We start from the raw sequence: 20,299 nt of genomic DNA on the forward strand, positions 1-20,299 counted from the left end.
GGTTATCGGTTAGCTTGATTGATTAAAGGCTGGCATAAAAAGGGTTCATGCTATGCATGGACCCTTTTTTAATCACACCGTCATTAGTTATATTAATTAATGATTAAAATTATCAATTTCCTCTAATGATTTTTACGCGTTATATTCCCCTGCATTAACGACCTTATCGGAACAACACTTCATGTTATCGTATTATTTTCAGGGACTTGTCCTGGGAGCGGCGATGATTTTGCCGCTTGGCCCGCAAAACGCCTTTGTGATGAATCAGGGCATTCGTCGGCAGTATCATGTGATGATCGCGCTGCTGTGCGCGGTCAGCGATCTGCTGCTGATTTGTGCCGGTATTTTTGGCGGCAGCGCATTGCTGATGCAGTCGCCGTGGCTGCTGGCGTTGGTGACCTGGGGTGGCGTGGCGTTCCTGTTGTGGTACGGTTTCGGCGCATTGAAAACGGCGATGAGCAGCAATCTGGAACTAGCCAGCGCGGAAGTAATGAAGCAGGGGCGCTGGAAAATTATTGCCACCATGCTGGCGGTGACGTGGCTGAATCCGCACGTCTATCTCGACACCTTTGTGGTGCTGGGGAGCCTGGGCGGACAGCTTGCCGTGGAGCCGAAACGCTGGTTTGCATTAGGGACGATCAGCGCCTCCTTTATTTGGTTTTTAAGCCTGGCGCTGTTGGCGGCCTGGCTGGCACCACGCCTACGTACTGCGCGTGCGCAACGGATCATCAATGTGCTGGTGGGCGTGGTCATGTGGTTTATCGCCTTTCAGCTGGCAAAAGAGGGGCTTGTGCATCTTCAGGCGTTAGTGAACTAAGTGTTGTCCGATGGACTTTCGTCGCGTACGCGTTAAGCTTGCAGACATGCGCCCGTAGATGGGCGACTCATGTGTAAGATGGAGAAACGACAGTGAAGTTAAAACTCATGGCCCTGGCGGCAGCAATCGGATTCAGCGCAATGGCAGTGCAGGCAAATGAATTGCCGAATGGACCGCACATTGTCACTTCAGGTACTGCCAGCGTGGCGGCGGTTCCGGATATCGCCACCCTGGCGATTGAAGTTAACGTTGCAGCGAAAGACGCGGCATCGGCGAAGAAACAGGCCGACGATCGGGTGGCGCAGTATCTCTCTTTCCTGGAAAAGAACGGCATCGCTAAAAAAGATATTAACTCTGCGAATTTACGCACCCAGCCGGATTACGACTACCAGAACGGCAAAAGCATTCTGAAAGGCTACCGCGCGGTGCGCAGCGTTGAAGTGACGTTGCGTCAGCTGGACAAGCTGAATGGGCTGCTGGATGGCGCACTGAAAGCGGGGCTGAATGAAGTTCGCTCCGTCTCTTTAGGCGTTGCGCAACCGGATGCTTACAAAGATAAAGCCCGTAAAGCAGCGATTGATGACGCCGTGCATCAGGCGCAGGAGCTGGCGTCCGGCTTCCACAGCAAGCTGGGGCCGATCTACAGCGTTCGCTATCATGTCTCGAACTATCAGCCGAGCCCGATGGTACGCATGATGAAGGCTGCCGATGCGGCGCCGGTCTCCGCCCAGGAAACCTACGAGCAGGCGACCATTCAGTTTGACGATCAGGTCGATGTGGTGTTTGAACTGCAACCGGCTCAGGCCGCTACACCAGCAGCGCCAGCGAAGACCCCTGAAACCGCACAGTAAGCCATAAATTAAAAAGCCACTTCTCTGAAGTGGCTTTTTTTATGCGCGGTGTTTAGTCCTGACGCAATACCTTGTGACCGTAATCGATCAGCGCATCGGTCACCCGACGCATCATCCGGCTCTCCGGCGCGAAGCGGTGCCAGTAGAGCATTCGACGTTGAAACAGCCCCGGCGTTAAATCGATCAGCTCGCCGCTGTTGAGCTCTTTTTCAATCTGCAGATGCGGGATCATACAGCAGGTCGTACCCTGGCGGGCGAGTTGTACAAAGGCTTCTGACGAGTTAACGATATGGCAGGGGACGCTGCCCGGCGGCAAATCGAAGTTCTGCTGCAGGAACGCCTGGTGCATATCATCCAGATGATCGAAGGCGACAACCGGCGCTTTCAGCAGCGCTGAGCGGGTGACGCCATTCGGGAAATAGCGTTGCGCAAACTGTTTTGACGCGACAAACAGGTAGTCCAGCGCGCCCAGTTGATCCACCAGGCAGCTTGGCAGCGCCTGCGGCTGAATACTTACCGCGCCGACAACTTCGCCGCGACGTAGCCGCTCCTGAGTGCGGGTTTCATCTTCGACCTGCAGGTTGAGGCGGATAGGGGAATCGGAAAGGACATTTGACAGCGCCGGCAGCAGCCAGGTCGCCAGACTGTCGGCGTTAACGGCCAGCGACAGCAGCAGCGGCGTTGAACCGGTCTGCTCATCGCCCAGCCACTCTTCTTCCAGCAGCTCAACCTGACGCAGCAGGGCCAGCAGTTTTTGTCCCTGCTCGGTAGGACGCGGCGGTACCGTACGGACCAGCAGCGGCTGTCCGAACATATTTTCCAGCTGTTTTATACGCTGAGAGACGGCGGACTGTGTAATGCATAGCTTCTGCGCGGCGCGCTCAAACCCACGTTCTCTAATCACCGCATCCAGCGCTTGTAGTGTTCTGTAGTCCGGTCGTTTCATTGCTCAGGCGTACCCCATAACTTTTCGTTAACTTGCACTATGACATAAATTTGTTTTTGATGAAGACGAAAAATGGTCTGCTCAGTTGTGTGAGCCTGTCACAGGGACAATGGCCCCTGTGGTGTTCTATAATGCGCCACAGGTATTCACATCTCGGACCATAATCATGACGCAAGATGAACTGAAAAAAGCAGTAGGCTGGGCGGCATTGCAATATGTACAACCGGGCACCATCGTCGGTGTCGGTACGGGCTCCACGGCAGCACATTTTATTGATGCGCTGGGGACCATGAAAGGGCAGATTGAAGGCGCGGTATCCAGCTCTGATGCCTCTACCGAAAAACTGAAAAGCCTTGGTATTCCGGTTTTCGATCTCAACAGCGTGGACCGTCTGGGGATTTACGTCGACGGCGCCGATGAGATTAACGGCCATATGCAGATGATTAAGGGCGGCGGTGCGGCGTTAACCCGCGAGAAGATTATCGCCTCGGTGGCAGACAAATTTATCTGCATCGCAGACGCCTCTAAGCAGGTTGATATTCTGGGGACCTTCCCGCTGCCGGTCGAAGTGATTCCGATGGCGCGCAGCGCCGTTGCGCGTGAGCTGGTGAAGCTGGGCGGTCGCCCGGAGTACCGTCAGGGCGTGATCACTGATAACGGCAACGTCATTCTCGACGTGTTCGGCCTGGAGATCCTTGACGCGATCGCTCTGGAAAATGCCATTAACGGTATTCCAGGCGTCGTCACCGTTGGCCTGTTCGCCAACCGCGGGGCTGATGTGGCACTGATCGGTACCGCCGATGGCGTGAAAACCATCGTAAAATAATATTATTGGGGGAGCGAATCCGCTCCCTCGCAAATATTTTTTCTCCTGGTCGAATTTGGTGACTTCTGTCACATTTATGCAGCCGGCCTCAGTAACAATCTACCTTTTCTTCTCTTTCTGGTGTTTTGTCCTGTCATTTCCCTCTGTGTGATATTTCTTCAGGTCGCCTACGCAAACGTTCATATTGCCGCGATAGTTTTTTTTGATATGTTGCTGGGAAGAACTTTCGTTCCGCACGACATCAGATAAGACAAATACAGGACGGGGAAATGGCTAAGGTATCACTGGAAAAAGACAAGATTAAGTTTCTGCTGGTAGAAGGAGTCCACCAAAAAGCGGTGGAAAACCTTCGTGCAGCAGGCTACACCAATATCGAATTTCACAAAGGCGCGCTGGACAGCGAAGAGCTGAAAGCGTCGATCCGTGATGCCCATTTCATCGGCCTGCGTTCCCGTACTCATCTGACTGAAGAGATCTTCGCCGCGGCGGAAAAACTGGTGGCGGTCGGCTGCTTCTGTATCGGCACCAACCAGGTTGACCTGGACGCGGCGGCAAAACGCGGGGTCCCGGTCTTCAACGCGCCGTTCTCAAACACCCGCTCCGTTGCGGAGCTGGTGATTGGCGAGCTGCTGCTGATGCTGCGCGGCGTACCGGAAGCTAACGCCAAAGCCCACCGTGGCGTGTGGAACAAGCTGGCCGTTGGCAGCTTCGAAGCGCGTGGTAAAAAGCTGGGGATTATTGGTTACGGCCATATCGGTACCCAACTGGGCATTCTGGCTGAGTCGCTGGGGATGCACGTCTATTTCTATGATATCGAAAGCAAACTACCGCTGGGTAACGCTACTCAGGTACAGCATCTCTCCGATCTGCTGAACATGAGCGATGTGGTGAGCCTGCATGTGCCGGAAAATGCCTCCACCAAAAATATGATGGGCGCGGAAGAGCTGGCGCTGATGAAGCCGGGCGCGCTGCTGATTAACGCCTCACGCGGTACCGTGGTCGATATCCCGGCGCTGTGCGATGCGCTGTCACGTAAGCATCTGGCTGGCGCTGCGATTGACGTATTCCCGACTGAACCGGCAACCAACAGCGATCCGTTCACCTCCCCGCTGTGCGAGTTTGATAACGTGATCCTGACGCCGCACATTGGCGGCTCGACGCAGGAAGCGCAGGAGAACATCGGTCTGGAAGTGGCGGGCAAGCTGGCGAAGTATTCTGACAACGGTTCGACACTCTCTGCGGTTAACTTCCCGGAGGTTTCTCTGCCGTTGCACGGCGGTCGTCGTTTGCTGCACATCCACGAAAACCGTCCGGGTGTGCTGACCGCAATCAACCAGATCTTTGCAGCTCAGAGCATCAACATCGCGGCACAGTATCTGCAAACCACACCGCAGATGGGCTATGTAGTTATCGATATTGAAGCGGAAGAAGATGTGGCGCAACACGCGCTGCAGGCGATGAAGGCCATTCCGGGCACGATCCGCGCGCGTCTGCTGTTCTGATTAACCTTTGAAAAGGATCCCTGCGGGGATCCCTTTAATTTATGCATACTTCTCAGTTGAATGTGGGCGCCTTTCTTCTGCTGCTGATCCTGGCATGGACGGGGTTTGGTTCGCACGACAGCCTGACCTGGCTGATGGAAGTGACGCCGGTGATTATTATCGTGCCGTTACTGCTGGCGACGCGATCGCGTTATCCCCTCACACCGCTCTTGTATACGCTTATCTTCTTTCACGCCATTATTTTGATGGTGGGCGGGATGTACACCTACGCAAAAGTGCCGATCGGTTTTGATGTACAGGCGTGGCTGAATTTGAGCCGCAACCCGTACGATAAGCTTGGCCACTTTTTCCAGGGTCTGGTGCCGGCGCTGGCGGCGCGGGAGATTCTGATCCGCGGTGGCTATGTTCGCGGGCGCAAGATGCTGTCGTTTCTGGTGGGTTGTATCGCGCTGGCAATCAGCGCCACCTATGAGCTGATTGAATGGTGGGCGGCACTGGCGATGGGGCAGGGGGCGGATGATTTTCTCGGCACCCAGGGCGACCCGTGGGACACCCAGTCAGATATGTTCTGTGCGCTGCTGGGGGCGCTGACGACCCTCTTCCTGCTGCGCGGCTGGCATGACCGGCAGCTGAAAACGCTCGGTCAGCGCTAATTTACGACCACTGCCAGCATGTCGACGGCGTGATGACGGCAGGCAGTGGCACATCCCAGTGGGCTGTTGGCAGTGCGTCTACCTGCTGGCAATCGTGAGCGTAGCCTACGGGCTGCAGACGATACGCCTGCCAGTTTTGTAAGGTCCTGTCGTAGAACCCTCCTCCCATACCCAGACGCTGCCCGGCGGCATCAAAAGCCACCAGCGGGACAATCAGCACGTCGAGCTGGCTCAGCGGCAGGACGTCGCGCACATCAAGTTTAGGCTCGTCGATTCTCAGCCGGTTTGTGACCAGCTCGCTGTGCGGGTGATAGTGCAAAAACAGCAGGTTTCCCGGGCTAAAAGGGTGGAGCACCGGAAGGTAGACTCGCTTACCGGCGCGCCACAGCTGGTCGATCAGCGGCTGGGTATCAAGCTCGCCATCAAAGGATAAGAACAGCGCCACGTTTTGCGCCAGAACCACCGGCGGGTAGGCCATCATGCGATCGGCGCCCTGCAGGGCAAACTGGGTCTGTTGCTCGGGCGTTAGCGCGCGGCGACGCTGGCGAATTTGTTGACGGATCTGCTGTCGGGTTGCTTGGGTGTCGCAAAGTTGAGTCATGTTAAGCCACCTGCGTTGGCACGCGCGCACTATGCGCGAATAGCCATGGATGCGTGTTGGCGTAGTGTAATACACAAGGTGATAAAAACCGAAAATGACACAAAGAGGGGTCGAACAGAAAAGAAGGGAATCTCCGAGATGCCGCCGCAGGCTGTAACCCTTGAACCCTTGGTTCAAGGTGAATGCGTCGTCACAGTTTTAAGGCTTCTCGGACGGACCGAGCATGCTCACCAACCGTGGAGCGCCACATTCTTGTGGTATGAAATATCGGCTCAGGGGACTGGCCCGCTTGCAAACATCTCAGAGAAATTTTGTTCTGGTTCTTACTCTAACACAGTTAATTGCAAAGTGTTATTCAAACTTCGGCCCGGTTCTTTCGCTTATGCGACCTTGCTCAAGCAACGCTTGTTCGATGGTCTGCTGAAGCATCCGAATACGCTGTTCCATACTGGAGGCGTAATCGCGGGTTTTCGCTTTTTCCTGAGTCAACTCATAGCTGATGTTCAACGCGGCGATGAAGACCAGCTGCTCAGTATTTGTGACTCTAGTGCGTTCTTTTAAATCTTGCAACCGCTGATTCAGGTCATCAGCTGCCTGACTCAAAGCATCCCTTTGTTCAGGCGGGCAATTCACACGAAGTGAACGGCCAAAAATTTGGAGATCGACGGGTTGTGCAGACATGCCACCTTCCTGCTGATTGACTGCGCGGCCTTCACGCCCGTACCGGGCCTGCGAAGGGGCGACACTATAGCTACCCTGGTGCGAAGGTACAAGCCCCATTCTGGTTCACCAGGGTCCAAAGTGGTAGCATACCATGAATATTCCTCCCAATGATGACGAATGCGCATGTCTATACAGAACGAAATGCCTGGCTACCGCGCGGTAGACCAGTTACTGAACCAACAGGGGGTGGGCTTAACCCCTGCCGAAATGCACGGTTTAATCAGTGGGATCCTGTGCGGCGGCAACAAAGACAGCAGCTGGCAGCCGCTGGTCCACGACCTGACCAACGAAGGCCTCGCCTTTGGTCACGAACTGGCTGAGTCTCTGCGTAGCATGCACTCCCAGACCAGCGACTCTCTGGAAGATGACGGTTTCTTATTCCAACTCTATCTGCCGGAGGGCGATGACGTGAGCGTGTTTGAACGCGCGGATGCGCTGGCCGGCTGGGTTAACCACTTCCTGCTGGGCCTTGGCGTGACTCAGCCAAAACTGGATAAAGTCAAAGACGAAGCCGGGGAAGCCATCGACGACCTGCGCAATATTGCGCAACTCGGTTACGACGAAGACGAAGACCAGGAAGAGCTGGAAATGTCGTTGGAAGAGATTATCGAGTATGTGCGTGTCGCCGCGCTGCTGTGCCACGAAACCTTCTCGCGCCAGCAGCCAACCGCACCGGAAGTTCGCAAGCCAACATTACACTAACAATAATTTGTTGAGGGGGCGTCATGACACAGCAGGAATTTCTTTCTCGTCGCCAGGCACTGTTGGCGCAGATGCAGCCAGGCAGCGCGGCGCTGATTTTTGCCGCACCGGAAGCGGTACGTAGCGCAGATTCAGAATATCCCTACCGGCAGAACAGCGATTTTTGGTACTTCACGGGATTTAATGAGCCGGAAGCCCTGCTGGTGTTGATTAAAAGCGACGACACCCACAACCATAGCGTGCTGTTTAACCGCGTCCGCGATTTAACCGCCGAGATCTGGTTCGGTCGCCGTCTTGGGCAGGATGCGGCACCGGCGAAGCTGGGTGTCGATCGCGCCCTCGCATTTAGCGAAATTAATCAGCAGTTGTTCCAGTTGCTCAACGGCCTTGACGCTATCTACTTTGCGCAGGGCGAATATGACTACGCGGACAAAATTGTCTTCAACGCGCTTGATAAACTGCGCAAAGGCTCGCGCCAGAATCTGCAGGCGCCAGGCTCGGTGGTTGACTGGCGGCCGATGGTGCATGAAATGCGCCTGTTTAAATCAGCGGAAGAGCTGGAAGTCATGCGTCGTGCCGGTGAGATTTCCGCGCTGGCCCACACCCGCGCGATGCAGCACTGCCGCCCGGGGATGTTTGAATACCAGCTGGAAGGGGAAATTCTGCATGAATTTACCCGCCACGGTGCACGTTTCCCGTCCTACAACACCATCGTGGGCGGCGGAGAAAACGGCTGTATTCTTCACTACACCGAAAACGAATCCGAACTGCGCGATGGCGATCTGGTCCTGATTGACGCCGGCTGCGAGTATCGCGGCTATGCCGGGGACATCACCCGTACGTTCCCGGTGAACGGCAAATTCAGCCCGGCACAGCGCGACATTTACGATATCGTCCTCGAATCGCTCGACACGGCGCTGACGCTTTTCCGTCCCGGCACCTCGATTCAACAGGTGAACCAGCAGGTGGTGCGCATCATGATTAGCGGTCTGGTGCGCCTCGGTATCCTGAAAGGCGAAGTGGACGAGCTGATTGCGAACAACGCCCATCGGCCTTACTTCATGCATGGCCTGAGCCACTGGCTGGGGCTGGATGTCCATGATGTGGGCTTCTACGATGTTGAACGCTCGCGTCTTCTGGAGCCGGGTATGGTGCTGACCGTTGAACCGGGTCTTTACATTGCCGTCGATGCCGATGTTCCGCCGCAGTATCGCGGGATTGGCGTGCGCATTGAAGACGATATCGTGATCACTGCAGACGGTAACGAAAACCTGACCGCAGGCGTGGTGAAAAACGCCGACGATATCGAGGCGCTGATGGCGGCGGCCCGGCAATCATGAGCATACTGATCGTTGGCGGTGGGATGACCGGCGCGACGCTGGCGCTGGCAATTTCTCGCCTGACCAGAGGAGCGCTAGCGGTGCATCTGGTGGAGGCCGCACAGCCGGATTCGTCGCAACACCCTGGCTTTGACGCTCGCGCTATTGCGCTGGCGGCCGGCACCTGTCAGCAATTGGCACGAGTTGGTATCTGGCAGGGGATAGCCGATTGCGCGACACCGATTCAGCGAGTCCACGTCAGCGATCGTGGGCATGCGGGCTTTGTCACACTTGATGCGCAGGATTACAACCTGGCCGCGCTGGGGCAGGTCGTCGAGCTCCACGATATTGGCCAGCGCCTGTTTGCGCAACTGCGTGACGCGCCGGGTATCACTCTGCACTGTCCGGCGAAAGTGGAAGACGTCAGCCGATGGGAGGATGGCGTCAGTATCACGCTGGACAGCGGTCAGACGCTTAGCGGTAAGCTGCTGGTGGCCGCCGACGGTTCGCGCTCCACGCTGGGCGCCCGCTGCGGCATGAGCTGGCAGCAACAGCCCTATGAACAACTGGCGGTGATCGCCAACGTCAGTACCGCCTTGTCCCATGAAGGGCGGGCTTTTGAACGCTTTACCGAGCATGGCCCGCTGGCGATGCTCCCCATGTCGCAGGGCCGCTGTTCACTGGTATGGTGTCACCCGCAATCGCAGCGTGATGCTGTGCTGGGCTGGTCTGACGCGGAGTTTTGCGAACGGCTGCAGCAGGCATTCGGCTGGCGGTTGGGACGTATCACCCATGCCGGCACGCGTAGCGTTTATCCCCTGGCGCTGACCACCGCGACGCGCCCGGTTGCGCATCGTCTGGCGCTGGTCGGCAACGCGGCGCAGACCCTGCATCCCATCGCAGGTCAGGGTTTTAACCTGGGCCTGCGGGATGTTATGAGTCTGGCAGAACTGCTGGCGCAGGCCAGTGCGAACGGCCAGGATCCCGGTGACTATTCGCTATTGTGCGATTATCAGGCGCGGCGGGCGGATGACAAAACCGTCACTATCGGCGTGACCGATGGGCTGGTGCATCTGTTTGCCAATCGTTGGGCGCCGCTGGTGGCGGGGCGCAACGCGGGTCTGATGGCCATGGAATTATTTACTCCGGCGCGTGATGCGCTGGCGCAGCGTACCCTCGGTTGGGTTCCCCGTTAAGGAGTTGAACGTGCAAAGTGTTGATGTTGCCATTGTTGGCGGAGGCATGGTGGGGTTAGCGGTCGCCTGTGGTTTACAGGGGAGCGGGCTGCGGGTTGCGGTACTGGAACAATCTGAGCCACAGCCGTTGAACGCCGACGCGCCGCCGGCGCTGCGGGTTTCGGCCATTAACGCCGCCAGCGAAAAACTGCTTAGCAAGCTGGATGTCTGGCCGGCAATCCTTGCCCAGCGCGCCAGCTGTTACCACGGAATGGAAGTGTGGGATAAAGACAGCTTTGGCCGTATTTGCTTCGACGATCGCAGCATGGGCTTTAGTCATCTGGGTCATATTATTGAAAACGCCATTGTCCATCACGCCTTGTGGCAGAAAGCCCAGCGCTGCGCTGATGTGACGCTGCTGGCACCGGCACAGTTGCAACAGGTGGCGTGGGGCGAAAACGAGGCCTTCCTGAGTCTGCAGGACGGGACGATGCTGACAGCCCGACTGGTGGTAGGTGCCGACGGTGCGAACTCATGGTTGCGCAACAAGGCGGACATCCCGCTGACCTTCTGGGACTATCGCCATCATGCGCTGGTGGCCACGATCCGCACCGAAGAGCCCCATCAGGCGATTGCCCGCCAGGCGTTCCACGGTGACGGCATTCTGGCCTTTCTGCCGTTAAGCGACCCGCACCTGTGCTCTATCGTTTGGTCGCTGTCGCCGCAGGAAGCGCAACGGATGCAGCAGGCGGATGACGCCGCCTTTAATCAGGCACTGAATATCGCTTTCGATAATCGGCTGGGACTGTGCCACGTGGAAAGCGAGCGTCAGGTATTCCCGCTGACCGGCCGCTACGCTCGTCAGTTTGCCGCCCATCGTCTCGCGCTGGTTGGCGACGCCGCCCACACCATCCATCCGCTGGCCGGGCAGGGGGTTAACCTGGGCTTTATGGATGCCGCAGAGCTTATCGATGAACTCAGACGCCTGCATGCGCAGGGCAAAGATATTGGTCAGCATCTGTATCTGCGCCGCTATGAGCGCAGCCGCAAACACAGCGCCGCGATGATGCTGGCGGGGATGCAGGGCTTTCGTGAAATGTTCTCCGGCAGCAACCCGGCGAAGAAACTGCTGCGCGATATCGGCCTCAAGCTGGCGGATACCTTGCCGGGCGTCAAACCGCAGCTTATTCGTCAGGCGATGGGACTGAACGATCTCCCCAGCTGGTTACGTTAAGCCCGTCACACTTCTCTTTCCCGGCCCTCGCGCCGGGTTTTCCCTTCTCATTTGAAATAAACTAATCTCACCCATTTTTTCGCATTAGTTTTATTAATGTTTGTCGTTTTTAGTCACGGAAAATAGGCCCGGTTTTTCGCATAAAATACCATCATGCTCGGCGTTATTGGCGATTGATGTTAATTTTATGTGGCATAAATCGCTTTTTTCCAGTCGATAACTCTGTAGTCTTTCTGGCGAATTTTGGTCATAAGCTAATGTGATGTCCTGATTTAGCTTATGGTTTAGCGCCGGGTTCGGTGGTAAGTTCAGGCAAAAGAGAACGTTTGCGTCGGCGTCTGATAACGGCACCGGCGGTCGATTTTATCGTGTGAAATCGCCCGGACAATCTCGCTCAACTCGTAGCTGCTTGCGTTTTACTCGATGAGGAAAAGATGGCTCAACAGACTCCGTTGTATGAACAACACACGCTGTGCGGCGCTCGCATGGTGGACTTCCATGGCTGGATGATGCCGCTGCATTACGGTTCCCAGATTGATGAGCACCACGCGGTGCGCAGCGATGCCGGAATGTTCGATGTATCACACATGACCATCGTCGACTTCCACGGCAGCCGCATTCGGGAGTTCTTGCGCTATTTGCTGGCGAACGACGTGGCGAAGCTCACGGTCCCCGGCAAAGCGCTCTATAGCGGCATGCTTACCGCCTCCGCCGGCGTCATCGATGACCTGATTGTCTATTTCCTCTCTGAAGATTATTTCCGCCTCGTTGTTAACTCCGCCACCCGTGAAAAAGACCTCGCCTGGATCACCCAGCAGGCTGAGCCGTATGGTCTTGAAATGACCGTCCGCGACGATCTTTCACTGATTGCCGTACAGGGACCGCAGGCGAAAGAGAAAGCAGCGACCCTGCTCACCGAGGCGCAGCGCCAGGCCGTTGCCGGGATGAAACCCTTCTTTGGCGTGCAGGCTGGCGATCTGTTTATTGCAACCACCGGTTACACCGGTGAAGCCGGGTACGAAATTGCGCTGCCAAATGAACAGGCAGCCGATTTCTGGCGTGGTCTGCTCGACGCTGGCGTGAAGCCTTGCGGCCTGGGCGCGCGCGATACCTTACGTCTGGAAGCCGGGATGAACCTGTATGGTCAGGAGATGGACGAAAGCATCTCTCCGCTGGCCGCCAACATGGGCTGGACCATTGCCTGGGAACCGGCTGACCGTGCGTTCATCGGCCGTGAAGCGCTGGAGTTGCAGCGTGAAAAAGGTACCGAGCAGCTGGTGGGCCTGGTGATGACCGAGAAAGGCGTACTGCGCGGCGGACTGCCGGTGCGCTTTAGCGATGCCGAGGGCAATCAGAAAGAAGGTATTATTACCAGTGGCACCTTCTCCCCGACGCTGGGCTACAGTATCGCGCTGGCGCGCGTACCTGCCGGTATCGGCGAAACGGCCATCGTGCAGATTCGCAACCGCGAAATGCCGGTCAAGGTCACTAAACCTGTTTTTGTACGCAACGGCAAAGCCGTAGTGTGATTCCCCCTTTTTGGAGATCAATTGATGAGCAACGTACCAGCAGAACTGAAATACAGTAAAGAACACGAATGGCTGCGCAAAGAAGCTGACGGCACCTACACCGTTGGGATCACCGAACATGCTCAGGAACTGCTTGGCGATATGGTCTTCGTTGACCTGCCGGACGTCGGCGCGACCGTTGAAGCGGGCGACGACTGTGCGGTTGCCGAGTCGGTAAAAGCGGCATCTGATATTTATGCCCCGGTGAGCGGCGAGATTGTGGCCGTTAACGAAGAGCTGAATGACTCTCCTGAGCTGGTGAACAGCGACCCGTACGCTGACGGCTGGATCTTTAAAATCAAGGCCAGTGATGAAGCGCAGGTTGCGGCGTTGCTGGATGCGGCGGCTTACGCTGCGCTGCTGGAAAACGAATAACCGCGTTGCCTCTTTCACGCTGCGGGCGCCAGGCGCCGGCGGCGTGAATGATTTTTGCCTGTTCAGATAAGTAAAGACACATACGATTCACTGCACGTTTCAGGAACCATCGCTCATGACTCAGACTTTAGGTCAGCTTGAAAACCGCGGCGCCTTTATTGAACGTCACATCGGCCCGGATGCTCAGCAACAGCAAGAGATGCTGAAAACCGTCGGCGCCGACTCGCTTAACGCCCTGATTGGCCAGATTGTGCCGCAGGATATTCAGCTGGCGACCCCACCGCAGGTGGGTGACGCAACCACCGAATTTGCCGCGCTGGCGGAACTGAAGGCGGTAGCCGGTCGTAACAAGCGCTTCAAGTCTTACATCGGCATGGGTTACACCGCCGTGCAGCTGCCGCCGGTTATTCAGCGCAATATGCTGGAAAACCCGGGTTGGTACACCGCCTATACGCCGTATCAGCCGGAAGTCTCCCAGGGTCGTCTGGAGTCGCTGCTGAATTTCCAGCAGGTGACCCTCGATCTGACCGGTCTGGATATTGCCTCCGCATCCCTGCTCGATGAAGCTACCGCCGGGGCAGAAGCGATGGCGATGGCTAAACGCGTTAGCAAACTGAAAAATGCTAACCGCTTCTTCGTGGCCGCGGATATTCACCCGCAGACCCTCGACGTGGTCCGCACCCGTGCTGAAACCTTTGGTTTTGACGTTATCGTTGATGATGCTGAAAAAGCCCTCGACCATCAGGACGTGTTTGGCGTACTGCTGCAGCAGGTTGGCACCACCGGTGAAATTCACGACTACAGCAAACTTATCTCCGAGCTGAAAGCACGCAAAGTCGTGGTCAGCGTCGCGGCAGACTTTATGACGCTGGTTCTGCTGACCGCTCCGGGCAAGCAGGGTGCCGATATCGTCTTCGGTTCCGCCCAGCGTTTCGGCGTACCGATGGGCTACGGCGGCCCGCACGCGGCCTTCTTCGCCGCGAAAGATGAATTCAAACGCTCTATGCCTGGCCGTATCATCGGCGTATCGAAAGATGCCGCGGGCAATACCGCGCTGCGTATGGCGATGCAGACTCGTGAGCAGCATATCCGCCGCGAGAAAGCGAACTCCAATATCTGTACTTCCCAGGTGCTGCTGGCCAACATCGCCAGCCTGTACGCGGTGTTCCACGGGCCTGCGGGTCTGAAGCGTATCGCCAGCCGCATCCATCGCCTGACGGATATCCTCGCCGACGGGCTGCAGAAAAAAGGGCTGAAGCTGCGCCATGCGCACTACTTCGACACCTTATGCGTAGAAGTGGCCGACAAAGCCGCAGTGCTGGCACGCGCTGAAGCGCTGGAAATTAACCTGCGCAGCGATATTCACAACGCGGTCGGCATCACTCTCGACGAAGCGACCACCCGCGAAGATGTCATGAACCTGTTCCGCGCTATTATCGGTGACAATCACGGTCTGGATATCGACACGCTGGATAAAGACGTGGCGCTCGACAGCCGTTCTATCCAGGAAAGCATGCTGCGTGATGATGCGATCCTGACGCACCCGGTGTTCAATCGCTACCATAGCGAAACCGAGATGATGCGCTACATGCACTCGCTGGAGCGTAAGGATCTGGCGCTGAATCAGGCGATGATCCCGCTGGGTTCCTGCACCATGAAGCTTAACGCTGCGGCAGAAATGATCCCGATCACCTGGCCGGAATTTGCCGAGCTGCACCCGTTCTGCCCGGCAGAACAGGCAGAAGGTTATCATCAGATGATCGCCCAGCTCTCCGACTGGCTGGTTAAACTGACCGGTTACGACGCCGTCTGCATGCAGCCGAACTCCGGCGCACAGGGCGAGTACGCGGGTCTGCTGGCGATTCGCCACTACCACGAGAGCCGCAATGAAGGCCATCGTGATATCTGCCTGATCCCAAGCTCTGCGCACGGCACCAACCCGGCATCGGCACAGATGGCCGGCATGCAGGTGGTGGTGGTGGCCTGTGATAAAAATGGCAACATTGATCTCGCGGATCTGCGCCTGAAGGCGGAGCAGGCGGGTGAGAATCTCTCCTGCATCATGGTCACCTACCCGTCCACTCACGGCGTGTACGAAGAGACTATCCGCGAAGTGTGCGAAATCGTGCATCAGTTCGGCGGCCAGGTTTATCTCGACGGCGCCAACATGAATGCTCAGGTGGGCATCACCTCGCCAGGCTTTATCGGCGCGGACGTGTCGCACCTTAACCTGCATAAAACCTTCTGCATTCCGCACGGCGGCGGTGGCCCGGGTATGGGACCGATTGGCGTCAAAGCGCACCTGGCACCGTTTGTTCCGGGCCATAGCGTGGTGCAGATTGAAGGTATGCTGACCCGTCAGGGCGCGGTATCTGCCGCACCGTTCGGCAGCGCATCTATTCTGCCAATCAGCTGGATGTACATCCGCATGATGGGCGCAGAAGGGCTGAAGCAGGCGAGCCAGGTGGCTATCCTCAATGCCAACTACATCGCGACCCGTCTGAAAGAGGCGTTCCCGGTGCTCTATACCGGTCGCGACGGCCGTGTGGCGCACGAATGTATTCTTGATATTCGTCCGCTGAAAGAAGAGACCGGCATCAGCGAGCTGGATATCGCCAAGCGTCTGATCGACTTTGGCTTCCATGCGCCGACCATGTCCTTCCCGGTAGCCGGAACCCTGATGGTTGAGCCGACCGAATCGGAAAGCAAAGTCGAGCTGGACCGCTTCATCGACGCGATGCTGGCGATTCGTGGTGAAATCGACCGTGTGAAAGCGGGTGAATGGCCGCTGGAAGATAATCCGCTGGTGAACGCGCCGCATACTCAGGGCGAGCTGGTGGCTGAATGGCTGCACCCGTATACCCGTGAGATGGCGGTATTCCCGGCAGGTCTGGACAACAAATACTGGCCGACGGTGAAACGTCTGGACGATGTCTACGGTGACCGCAACCTGTTCTGCTCCTGCGTCCCGATGAGCGAATACCAGTAATTAGCTGACTGGACTATCTTTTAAAGGCGCTTCGGCGCCTTTATTTTTTGGGAGAGTCATATGGCTTTAGCACTGATTACCGGCGCCAGCCGGGGTATTGGCAAGGCAACCGCGTTGCTGCTGGCGCAGGAAGGCTATACCGTGGTGGTTAATTACCACCGCAATATCAATGCCGCGATGGCGGTGGTGAATGAGATTGTCATTCTGGGCGGCAAGGCAGTGGCGCTACCTGCGGATATCAGCGATGAAGCCCAGGTCATGGCGATGTTCGACAGTATCGATAAGCTGGATGAACCGTTGACCGCCCTGGTCAACAACGCGGGGATCCTGTTTACCCAGAGCACCATTGAAAACCTGACCGCCGAGCGGATTAACCAGGTGCTGAGCACCAATGTCACCGGCTATTTCCTCTGCTGTCGCGAGGCGGTAAAGCGGATGTCATTCAGGCATGACGGTAAAGGCGGGGCGATCGTCAACGTCTCGTCGGCGGCATCAAGGTTGGGGGCGGCAGGTGAATATGTAGATTATGCCGCGTCGAAAGGCGCCGTGGATACATTGACCACCGGGCTGGCGCTGGAAGTGGCGGCGCAGGGCATTCGCGTAAACGGCGTACGCCCTGGCTTTATCTATACCGAGATGCACGCCAGCGGCGGTGAGCCGGGGCGGGTGGATCGGGTAAAAGCCGCGCTACCGATGCAACGCGGCGGTCAGCCCGAGGAAGTCGCGCAGGCTATCGCCTGGCTGCTGAGCGACAAGGCCTCCTACGTGACCGGTAGTTTCCTCGAACTGGCCGGCGGCAAATAACCGCCGCCCCACACCACTTATAACTCCGGCTAAGCCCAGCGCAAGCCGGGGGCTACGACGCCAGCCACAACCGCAGGCGCATTCCCCAACTGCTGGTCCAGCCGGTGGTGACCGACTTCACTTCACCGCCGGAGATAACGATCAGCGTCGGCGTGACCTGAACATCCCACTGCCGGGAAAGCTGGCCCTGGGGATCGTTCACCGTTGGCAGCATTAGCTTTTTCTGCGCCAGCCAGCGTGCCAGAGCGGCATCGTCCCCGGAGCGCAGCGCCACCGACATCACGTTTTCCCCGCGGCTCGCCAGGGCTGAGACCGACGGCGTGGTGTAGCGACAGACCCCGCACCAGGTCGCCCAGACGTAGAGCAGCAACGGGCGCTGTTGGCTCATGGCGGCCAGATCGACCGTTTTGCCATCCAGCGTCTGTAATGGCGTGCTGGTAAAGTTCTGCGGCAGCGCGGGCTGGCGCAGATAATCCATCCCGGCGATGAGCGCCGCGGCGAGTAACAGCAGAATCACCAGCTCGCGTAGCCAGCGGCGTAATTTACTGACCATCGGCTTTTGCCAGCTGCGTTTTCACCAGCTCCTCCAGATCGTCATAGGGAATGGCGCCGGCAACCATCTGATCGCCGATGATTGTCGCCGGGGTGCCCTGAATATTCAGCACCTGCGACAAAATCAGGTTCATCTTGAGGGGATCCATAGTCTGGTCATCAATCTTTACGCCGTCGGTTGCTGTTTTCTGGCGGGCGGCAAGAATGCTGGCATCATCGTGGTAACCTTTTTTCGCCATCAGACGCTGGTGCAGCGGCCAGAATTTATCCGGCTGCTGGCGCCATGTAGAGAGCGCGGCTTTGGCGGCGTTGGCCGAGCTCTGGCCTTTAAACGGCAGCAGCTTCACGATCAACAGAACGTCAGGATTCTCGCGAACGATCTTCTCCAACTGCGGATCGAACTGCTTGCAGTAGGGGCAGTTGTAATCGGTAAACGAAACGATCGTCAGGCGCGGATTTTTGGCGCCAAGTCGCGGGCTGTCGGGGTCGTTGAACAGCAGCTTTGCCAGCTGGTCGTCGGCGGATGAGTCGGCTTGTTCAGCCGGGGCGGCCAGGCTGAAGGTGGACAGACACAGCAGAAACAGAGCGGTGATGATTCGCATGATTATTGACCTTTCGCATCAGACAGGGTGGCGAGGAGTTCGTCGCGGTTTAACAGCGGGGGCAGCACGTGGCCCTGCGGTATTCCCGGTCCGTAGATTTGATTAAAGGGAACGGCGGCGCTGCCGCGGGACGTCAGGAAACGGCTGATGGTTGCCGATGGCCGACTCCAGTCGCCGCGCAGGGCGACCACGTCCGGTTCCGATAGCGCGCGCTGGACATCGTCACGCAGCAGCACGTTGTATTTATTGGCTTTACAGGTCACGCACCAGTCGGCGGTGACATCGATAAACACCCGCTGGTGGTTCGCCAGTGCGTCGATAATCGCCTGTTCAGTGAGGGGCTGCCAGTTGACGCGGTCGCGCCGCGACGCCTGACTATCAGGCTGCATAAACAGCGTGAAGGCTCCGGCAACCGCAAGCGCCAGAACGCCGGCCCACATCGCGGTGCGCCAACGGTAGCGCCAGAGGATTGCCAGCAGCAACGCCAACGCCAGCAGCACGACCAGCGCAATAACCGGCATCTGGCCGAGATGCACCGTCAGCAGGCTAATCAGCCACAGCGATGAGCCCAGCATCATCAACCCGAGCCCCACGCGCATGATGTTCATCCAGCGTCCAGGGCGCGGCAGATGTCGGGCGAGTCCCGGCCAGGCGGCGACCAGCAGCCACGGCAGACTCATGCCCACCCCCATGGCGAAGAAAATCCCCCACAGCAGCGGAAGCGGCGCCACCAGTGCGACCGAGACGGCGGTGCCGAGAAACGGTGCGGTGCAGGGGGTTGCCAGCAGTGTCGCAAATGCTCCCTGCCAGAAATGGCCCATCAGCCCATGGCCGCCGCGGGTGGCCAGAAAGGTGCTGGTGCCGGAGGAAAGGCGGATCTCAAACAGGCCCAGCAGGCTGGCGCTGAACAGCACCATCACCAGCGCCATCGCGCCAATAAACCACGGGTTCTGGAACTGAATTCCCCAGCCCAGCGCCTGGTTGCCCAGGCGCAGCAGAGTCATCATCAGCGCCAGCGCCAGAAATGAGACGACGATCCCGCAGACCGAGGCCATGAACTGCCGGCGCACCACGCCGCGCTCCTGCCCGCCGCTCTGCACCAGCGACCCGAGCTTCATGGCCAGCACCGGCAGCACGCAGGGCATCACGTTGAGGATCAGGCCGCCCGCCAGCGCCATCAGCAGCACCCACCATAGCGACGGCACTGCTACCGGGGATCCCGGGTCAATAGTCAGCGCGCTCTCCTGCGCCTGCCCGCTGTCGGCAAGGACCAACGACAGGTGTTTGCCGCTCAGGTTGGGCGCCGTCTCACCCCAGCTGTCGGTGACCGGGATCTGCGCGATAAGAGTATCGTCTTTCAGCGAGAACGTCGGTTTGCCAAAGTCGACATCATCCATGCTGTCGATAAACAGCGCGGGCTGCTGCCAGCCGGCGTCGCGCACTGCCGTTACCGTCAGTTTTCCATCGCGATAGGCTGAGGTCAGTCGGGACGTCAGGCCATCCGGTCGCGGCAGCGTACCCAGCGCCCGGGTGAAATCGTAGCCAAAGGCGTCTCCCGGTGAGGCGCTCATCTCCAGTGAGAAGGGGTAGTCGGTGAGAATACAGACGTTGCTGCAGGTGGATAGCGTCAGCACGCCGCTCAGGGTCTGTGGCAGCGGGCCGCGGATCTCCAACGGAAAGCTGACGCGGTCGTGGTAGCCCTGGGTGGATATGCCCGCGACGTCAAAGCGCTGCGGGGTTGGCCAGTGCCAGGTAACACCCAGCGGCGTATTCCAGACGATGGCGGGCGCAATGCCACCTTCACCGGGCGATCGCCAGTAGGTTTTCCAGCCTTTTTCCAGTTTCACATCCAGCAGCAGGCGTGCGGTATTGCTGCTTTCGCTCTGGGCGCGCAGCCGGACGCTGGCGTGTTGATTATCGGTGGCGCGTAACCAGCCGCTGTCGGCAGCCTGACTGACGGGCAGCCATAGCCAAAGCAGGCAGACCAGGAGTCGCCTGAATACCATAAACATAAATTTTCTCCATAAATGATTAATTAACCTGAGTGTTCAGGAAATTGC

At 57.7% G+C, this 20,299-nt stretch carries 19 protein-coding genes and 1 other RNA gene; 13 read left to right on the forward strand and 7 right to left on the reverse strand.

What is annotated here, in order from left to right; genetic code table 11:
- The first annotated feature begins 181 nt into the window (after positions 1 to 181).
- Together argO and ACMYSN_RS18995 are read left to right on the forward strand one after the other, a co-directional pair.
- Positions 182 to 817 (forward strand): arginine exporter ArgO, encoded by a 636-nt coding sequence (gene argO, locus ACMYSN_RS18990; RefSeq protein WP_123756538.1) that lies wholly within the window; start codon positions 182 to 184, stop codon positions 815 to 817.
- 92 nt (positions 818 to 909) lie between these two features.
- Positions 910 to 1,668, forward strand: coding sequence for an oxidative stress defense protein (locus tag ACMYSN_RS18995; protein WP_462495791.1), 759 nt, complete (start codon positions 910 to 912; stop codon positions 1,666 to 1,668).
- A 52-nt stretch (positions 1,669 to 1,720) separates the two neighbouring features.
- On the opposite strand, the gene argP is transcribed toward ACMYSN_RS18995, so the two are convergent.
- A complete protein-coding gene (gene argP / locus ACMYSN_RS19000; RefSeq protein WP_123756540.1) occupies positions 1,721 to 2,614 on the reverse strand; it encodes a DNA-binding transcriptional regulator ArgP in 894 nt (297 codons plus the stop codon).
- A 166-nt stretch (positions 2,615 to 2,780) separates the two neighbouring features.
- On the opposite strand from argP, the gene rpiA reads away from it, so the two are divergent.
- From rpiA to ACMYSN_RS19015, 3 genes are all read left to right on the forward strand, one after another.
- On the forward strand, positions 2,781 to 3,440 hold the full coding sequence (gene rpiA, locus ACMYSN_RS19005) for a ribose-5-phosphate isomerase RpiA (protein ID WP_123756541.1): 660 nt from the start codon (positions 2,781 to 2,783) through the stop codon (positions 3,438 to 3,440).
- Between the two features lie 269 nt (positions 3,441 to 3,709).
- On the forward strand, positions 3,710 to 4,942 hold the full coding sequence (gene serA / locus ACMYSN_RS19010) for a phosphoglycerate dehydrogenase (RefSeq protein ID WP_462495792.1): 1,233 nt from the start codon (positions 3,710 to 3,712) through the stop codon (positions 4,940 to 4,942).
- 41 nt (positions 4,943 to 4,983) lie between these two features.
- Positions 4,984 to 5,595, forward strand: coding sequence for a DUF2238 domain-containing protein (locus ACMYSN_RS19015; RefSeq protein WP_462495793.1), 612 nt, complete (start codon positions 4,984 to 4,986; stop codon positions 5,593 to 5,595).
- 1 nt (position 5,596) lies between these two features.
- Here ACMYSN_RS19015 and ACMYSN_RS19020 read toward each other — a convergent pair whose 3' ends face one another.
- The 3 genes from ACMYSN_RS19020 to zapA form a co-directional block, all read right to left on the reverse strand.
- Entirely contained in the window at positions 5,597 to 6,196 is a 600-nt protein-coding gene (locus ACMYSN_RS19020) for a 5-formyltetrahydrofolate cyclo-ligase (RefSeq protein WP_462495794.1), read from the reverse strand.
- A 126-nt stretch (positions 6,197 to 6,322) separates the two neighbouring features.
- A non-coding RNA gene (ssrS, locus tag ACMYSN_RS19025) (6S RNA) lies at positions 6,323 to 6,506 on the reverse strand.
- 41 nt (positions 6,507 to 6,547) lie between these two features.
- Complete coding sequence (zapA, locus tag ACMYSN_RS19030; protein WP_041147162.1) at positions 6,548 to 6,877, reverse strand: cell division protein ZapA; 330 nt, start codon at positions 6,875 to 6,877, stop codon at positions 6,548 to 6,550.
- A 165-nt stretch (positions 6,878 to 7,042) separates the two neighbouring features.
- On the opposite strand from zapA, the gene ACMYSN_RS19035 reads away from it, so the two are divergent.
- From ACMYSN_RS19035 to ACMYSN_RS19070, 8 genes are all read left to right on the forward strand, one after another.
- Complete coding sequence (locus ACMYSN_RS19035) at positions 7,043 to 7,621, forward strand: YecA/YgfB family protein (RefSeq protein ID WP_434583143.1); 579 nt, start codon at positions 7,043 to 7,045, stop codon at positions 7,619 to 7,621.
- A 23-nt stretch (positions 7,622 to 7,644) separates the two neighbouring features.
- Positions 7,645 to 8,961, forward strand: coding sequence for a Xaa-Pro aminopeptidase (gene pepP, locus ACMYSN_RS19040; protein ID WP_462495795.1), 1,317 nt, complete (start codon positions 7,645 to 7,647; stop codon positions 8,959 to 8,961).
- On the forward strand, positions 8,958 to 10,136 hold the full coding sequence (ubiH, locus tag ACMYSN_RS19045) for a 2-octaprenyl-6-methoxyphenyl hydroxylase (protein ID WP_462495796.1): 1,179 nt from the start codon (positions 8,958 to 8,960) through the stop codon (positions 10,134 to 10,136). The genes pepP and ubiH overlap by 4 nt, the downstream gene beginning before the upstream one ends.
- Before the next feature lie 10 nt (positions 10,137 to 10,146).
- Positions 10,147 to 11,349, forward strand: coding sequence for a 2-octaprenylphenol hydroxylase (ubiI, locus tag ACMYSN_RS19050; RefSeq protein WP_462495797.1), 1,203 nt, complete (start codon positions 10,147 to 10,149; stop codon positions 11,347 to 11,349).
- Positions 11,350 to 11,783: 434 nt separating this feature from the next.
- A complete protein-coding gene (gene gcvT / locus ACMYSN_RS19055) occupies positions 11,784 to 12,878 on the forward strand; it encodes a glycine cleavage system aminomethyltransferase GcvT (RefSeq protein ID WP_154144032.1) in 1,095 nt (364 codons plus the stop codon).
- Positions 12,879 to 12,902: 24 nt separating this feature from the next.
- Positions 12,903 to 13,292: a glycine cleavage system protein GcvH gene (gene gcvH, locus ACMYSN_RS19060; protein WP_123756549.1), complete on the forward strand. Its 390-nt coding sequence runs from the start codon at positions 12,903 to 12,905 to the stop codon at positions 13,290 to 13,292.
- Between the two features lie 115 nt (positions 13,293 to 13,407).
- Entirely contained in the window at positions 13,408 to 16,281 is a 2,874-nt protein-coding gene (gene gcvP, locus ACMYSN_RS19065; RefSeq protein ID WP_462495798.1) for an aminomethyl-transferring glycine dehydrogenase, read from the forward strand.
- A 60-nt stretch (positions 16,282 to 16,341) separates the two neighbouring features.
- The gene (locus ACMYSN_RS19070) at positions 16,342 to 17,085 is read left to right on the forward strand and encodes an SDR family oxidoreductase (protein WP_462495799.1); all 744 of its coding nucleotides are present in this window, start codon (positions 16,342 to 16,344) and stop codon (positions 17,083 to 17,085) included.
- Positions 17,086 to 17,137: 52 nt separating this feature from the next.
- Here ACMYSN_RS19070 and ACMYSN_RS19075 read toward each other — a convergent pair whose 3' ends face one another.
- Genes ACMYSN_RS19075 through ACMYSN_RS19085 form a run of 3 tightly spaced genes read right to left on the reverse strand, consistent with a single transcriptional unit; the run spans position 17,138 to position 20,251 of the window.
- Positions 17,138 to 17,638 (reverse strand): protein disulfide oxidoreductase, encoded by a 501-nt coding sequence (locus ACMYSN_RS19075; protein ID WP_123756552.1) that lies wholly within the window; start codon positions 17,636 to 17,638, stop codon positions 17,138 to 17,140.
- Positions 17,628 to 18,239 carry a DsbA family protein gene (locus tag ACMYSN_RS19080; protein WP_462495800.1) on the reverse strand — a complete coding sequence of 204 codons (612 nt, stop codon included), beginning with the start codon at positions 18,237 to 18,239 and terminating at the stop codon, positions 17,628 to 17,630. The genes ACMYSN_RS19075 and ACMYSN_RS19080 overlap by 11 nt, the downstream gene beginning before the upstream one ends.
- A gap of 2 nt (positions 18,240 to 18,241) precedes the next feature.
- Positions 18,242 to 20,251 carry a protein-disulfide reductase DsbD family protein gene (locus ACMYSN_RS19085; RefSeq protein WP_462495801.1) on the reverse strand — a complete coding sequence of 670 codons (2,010 nt, stop codon included), beginning with the start codon at positions 20,249 to 20,251 and terminating at the stop codon, positions 18,242 to 18,244.
- Positions 20,252 to 20,299: the final 48 nt, after the last annotated feature.

The sequence above is a fragment of the Klebsiella sp. R445 genome, from assembly GCF_051131755.1.
GTDB lineage: Bacteria > Pseudomonadota > Gammaproteobacteria > Enterobacterales > Enterobacteriaceae > Klebsiella > Klebsiella lignicola.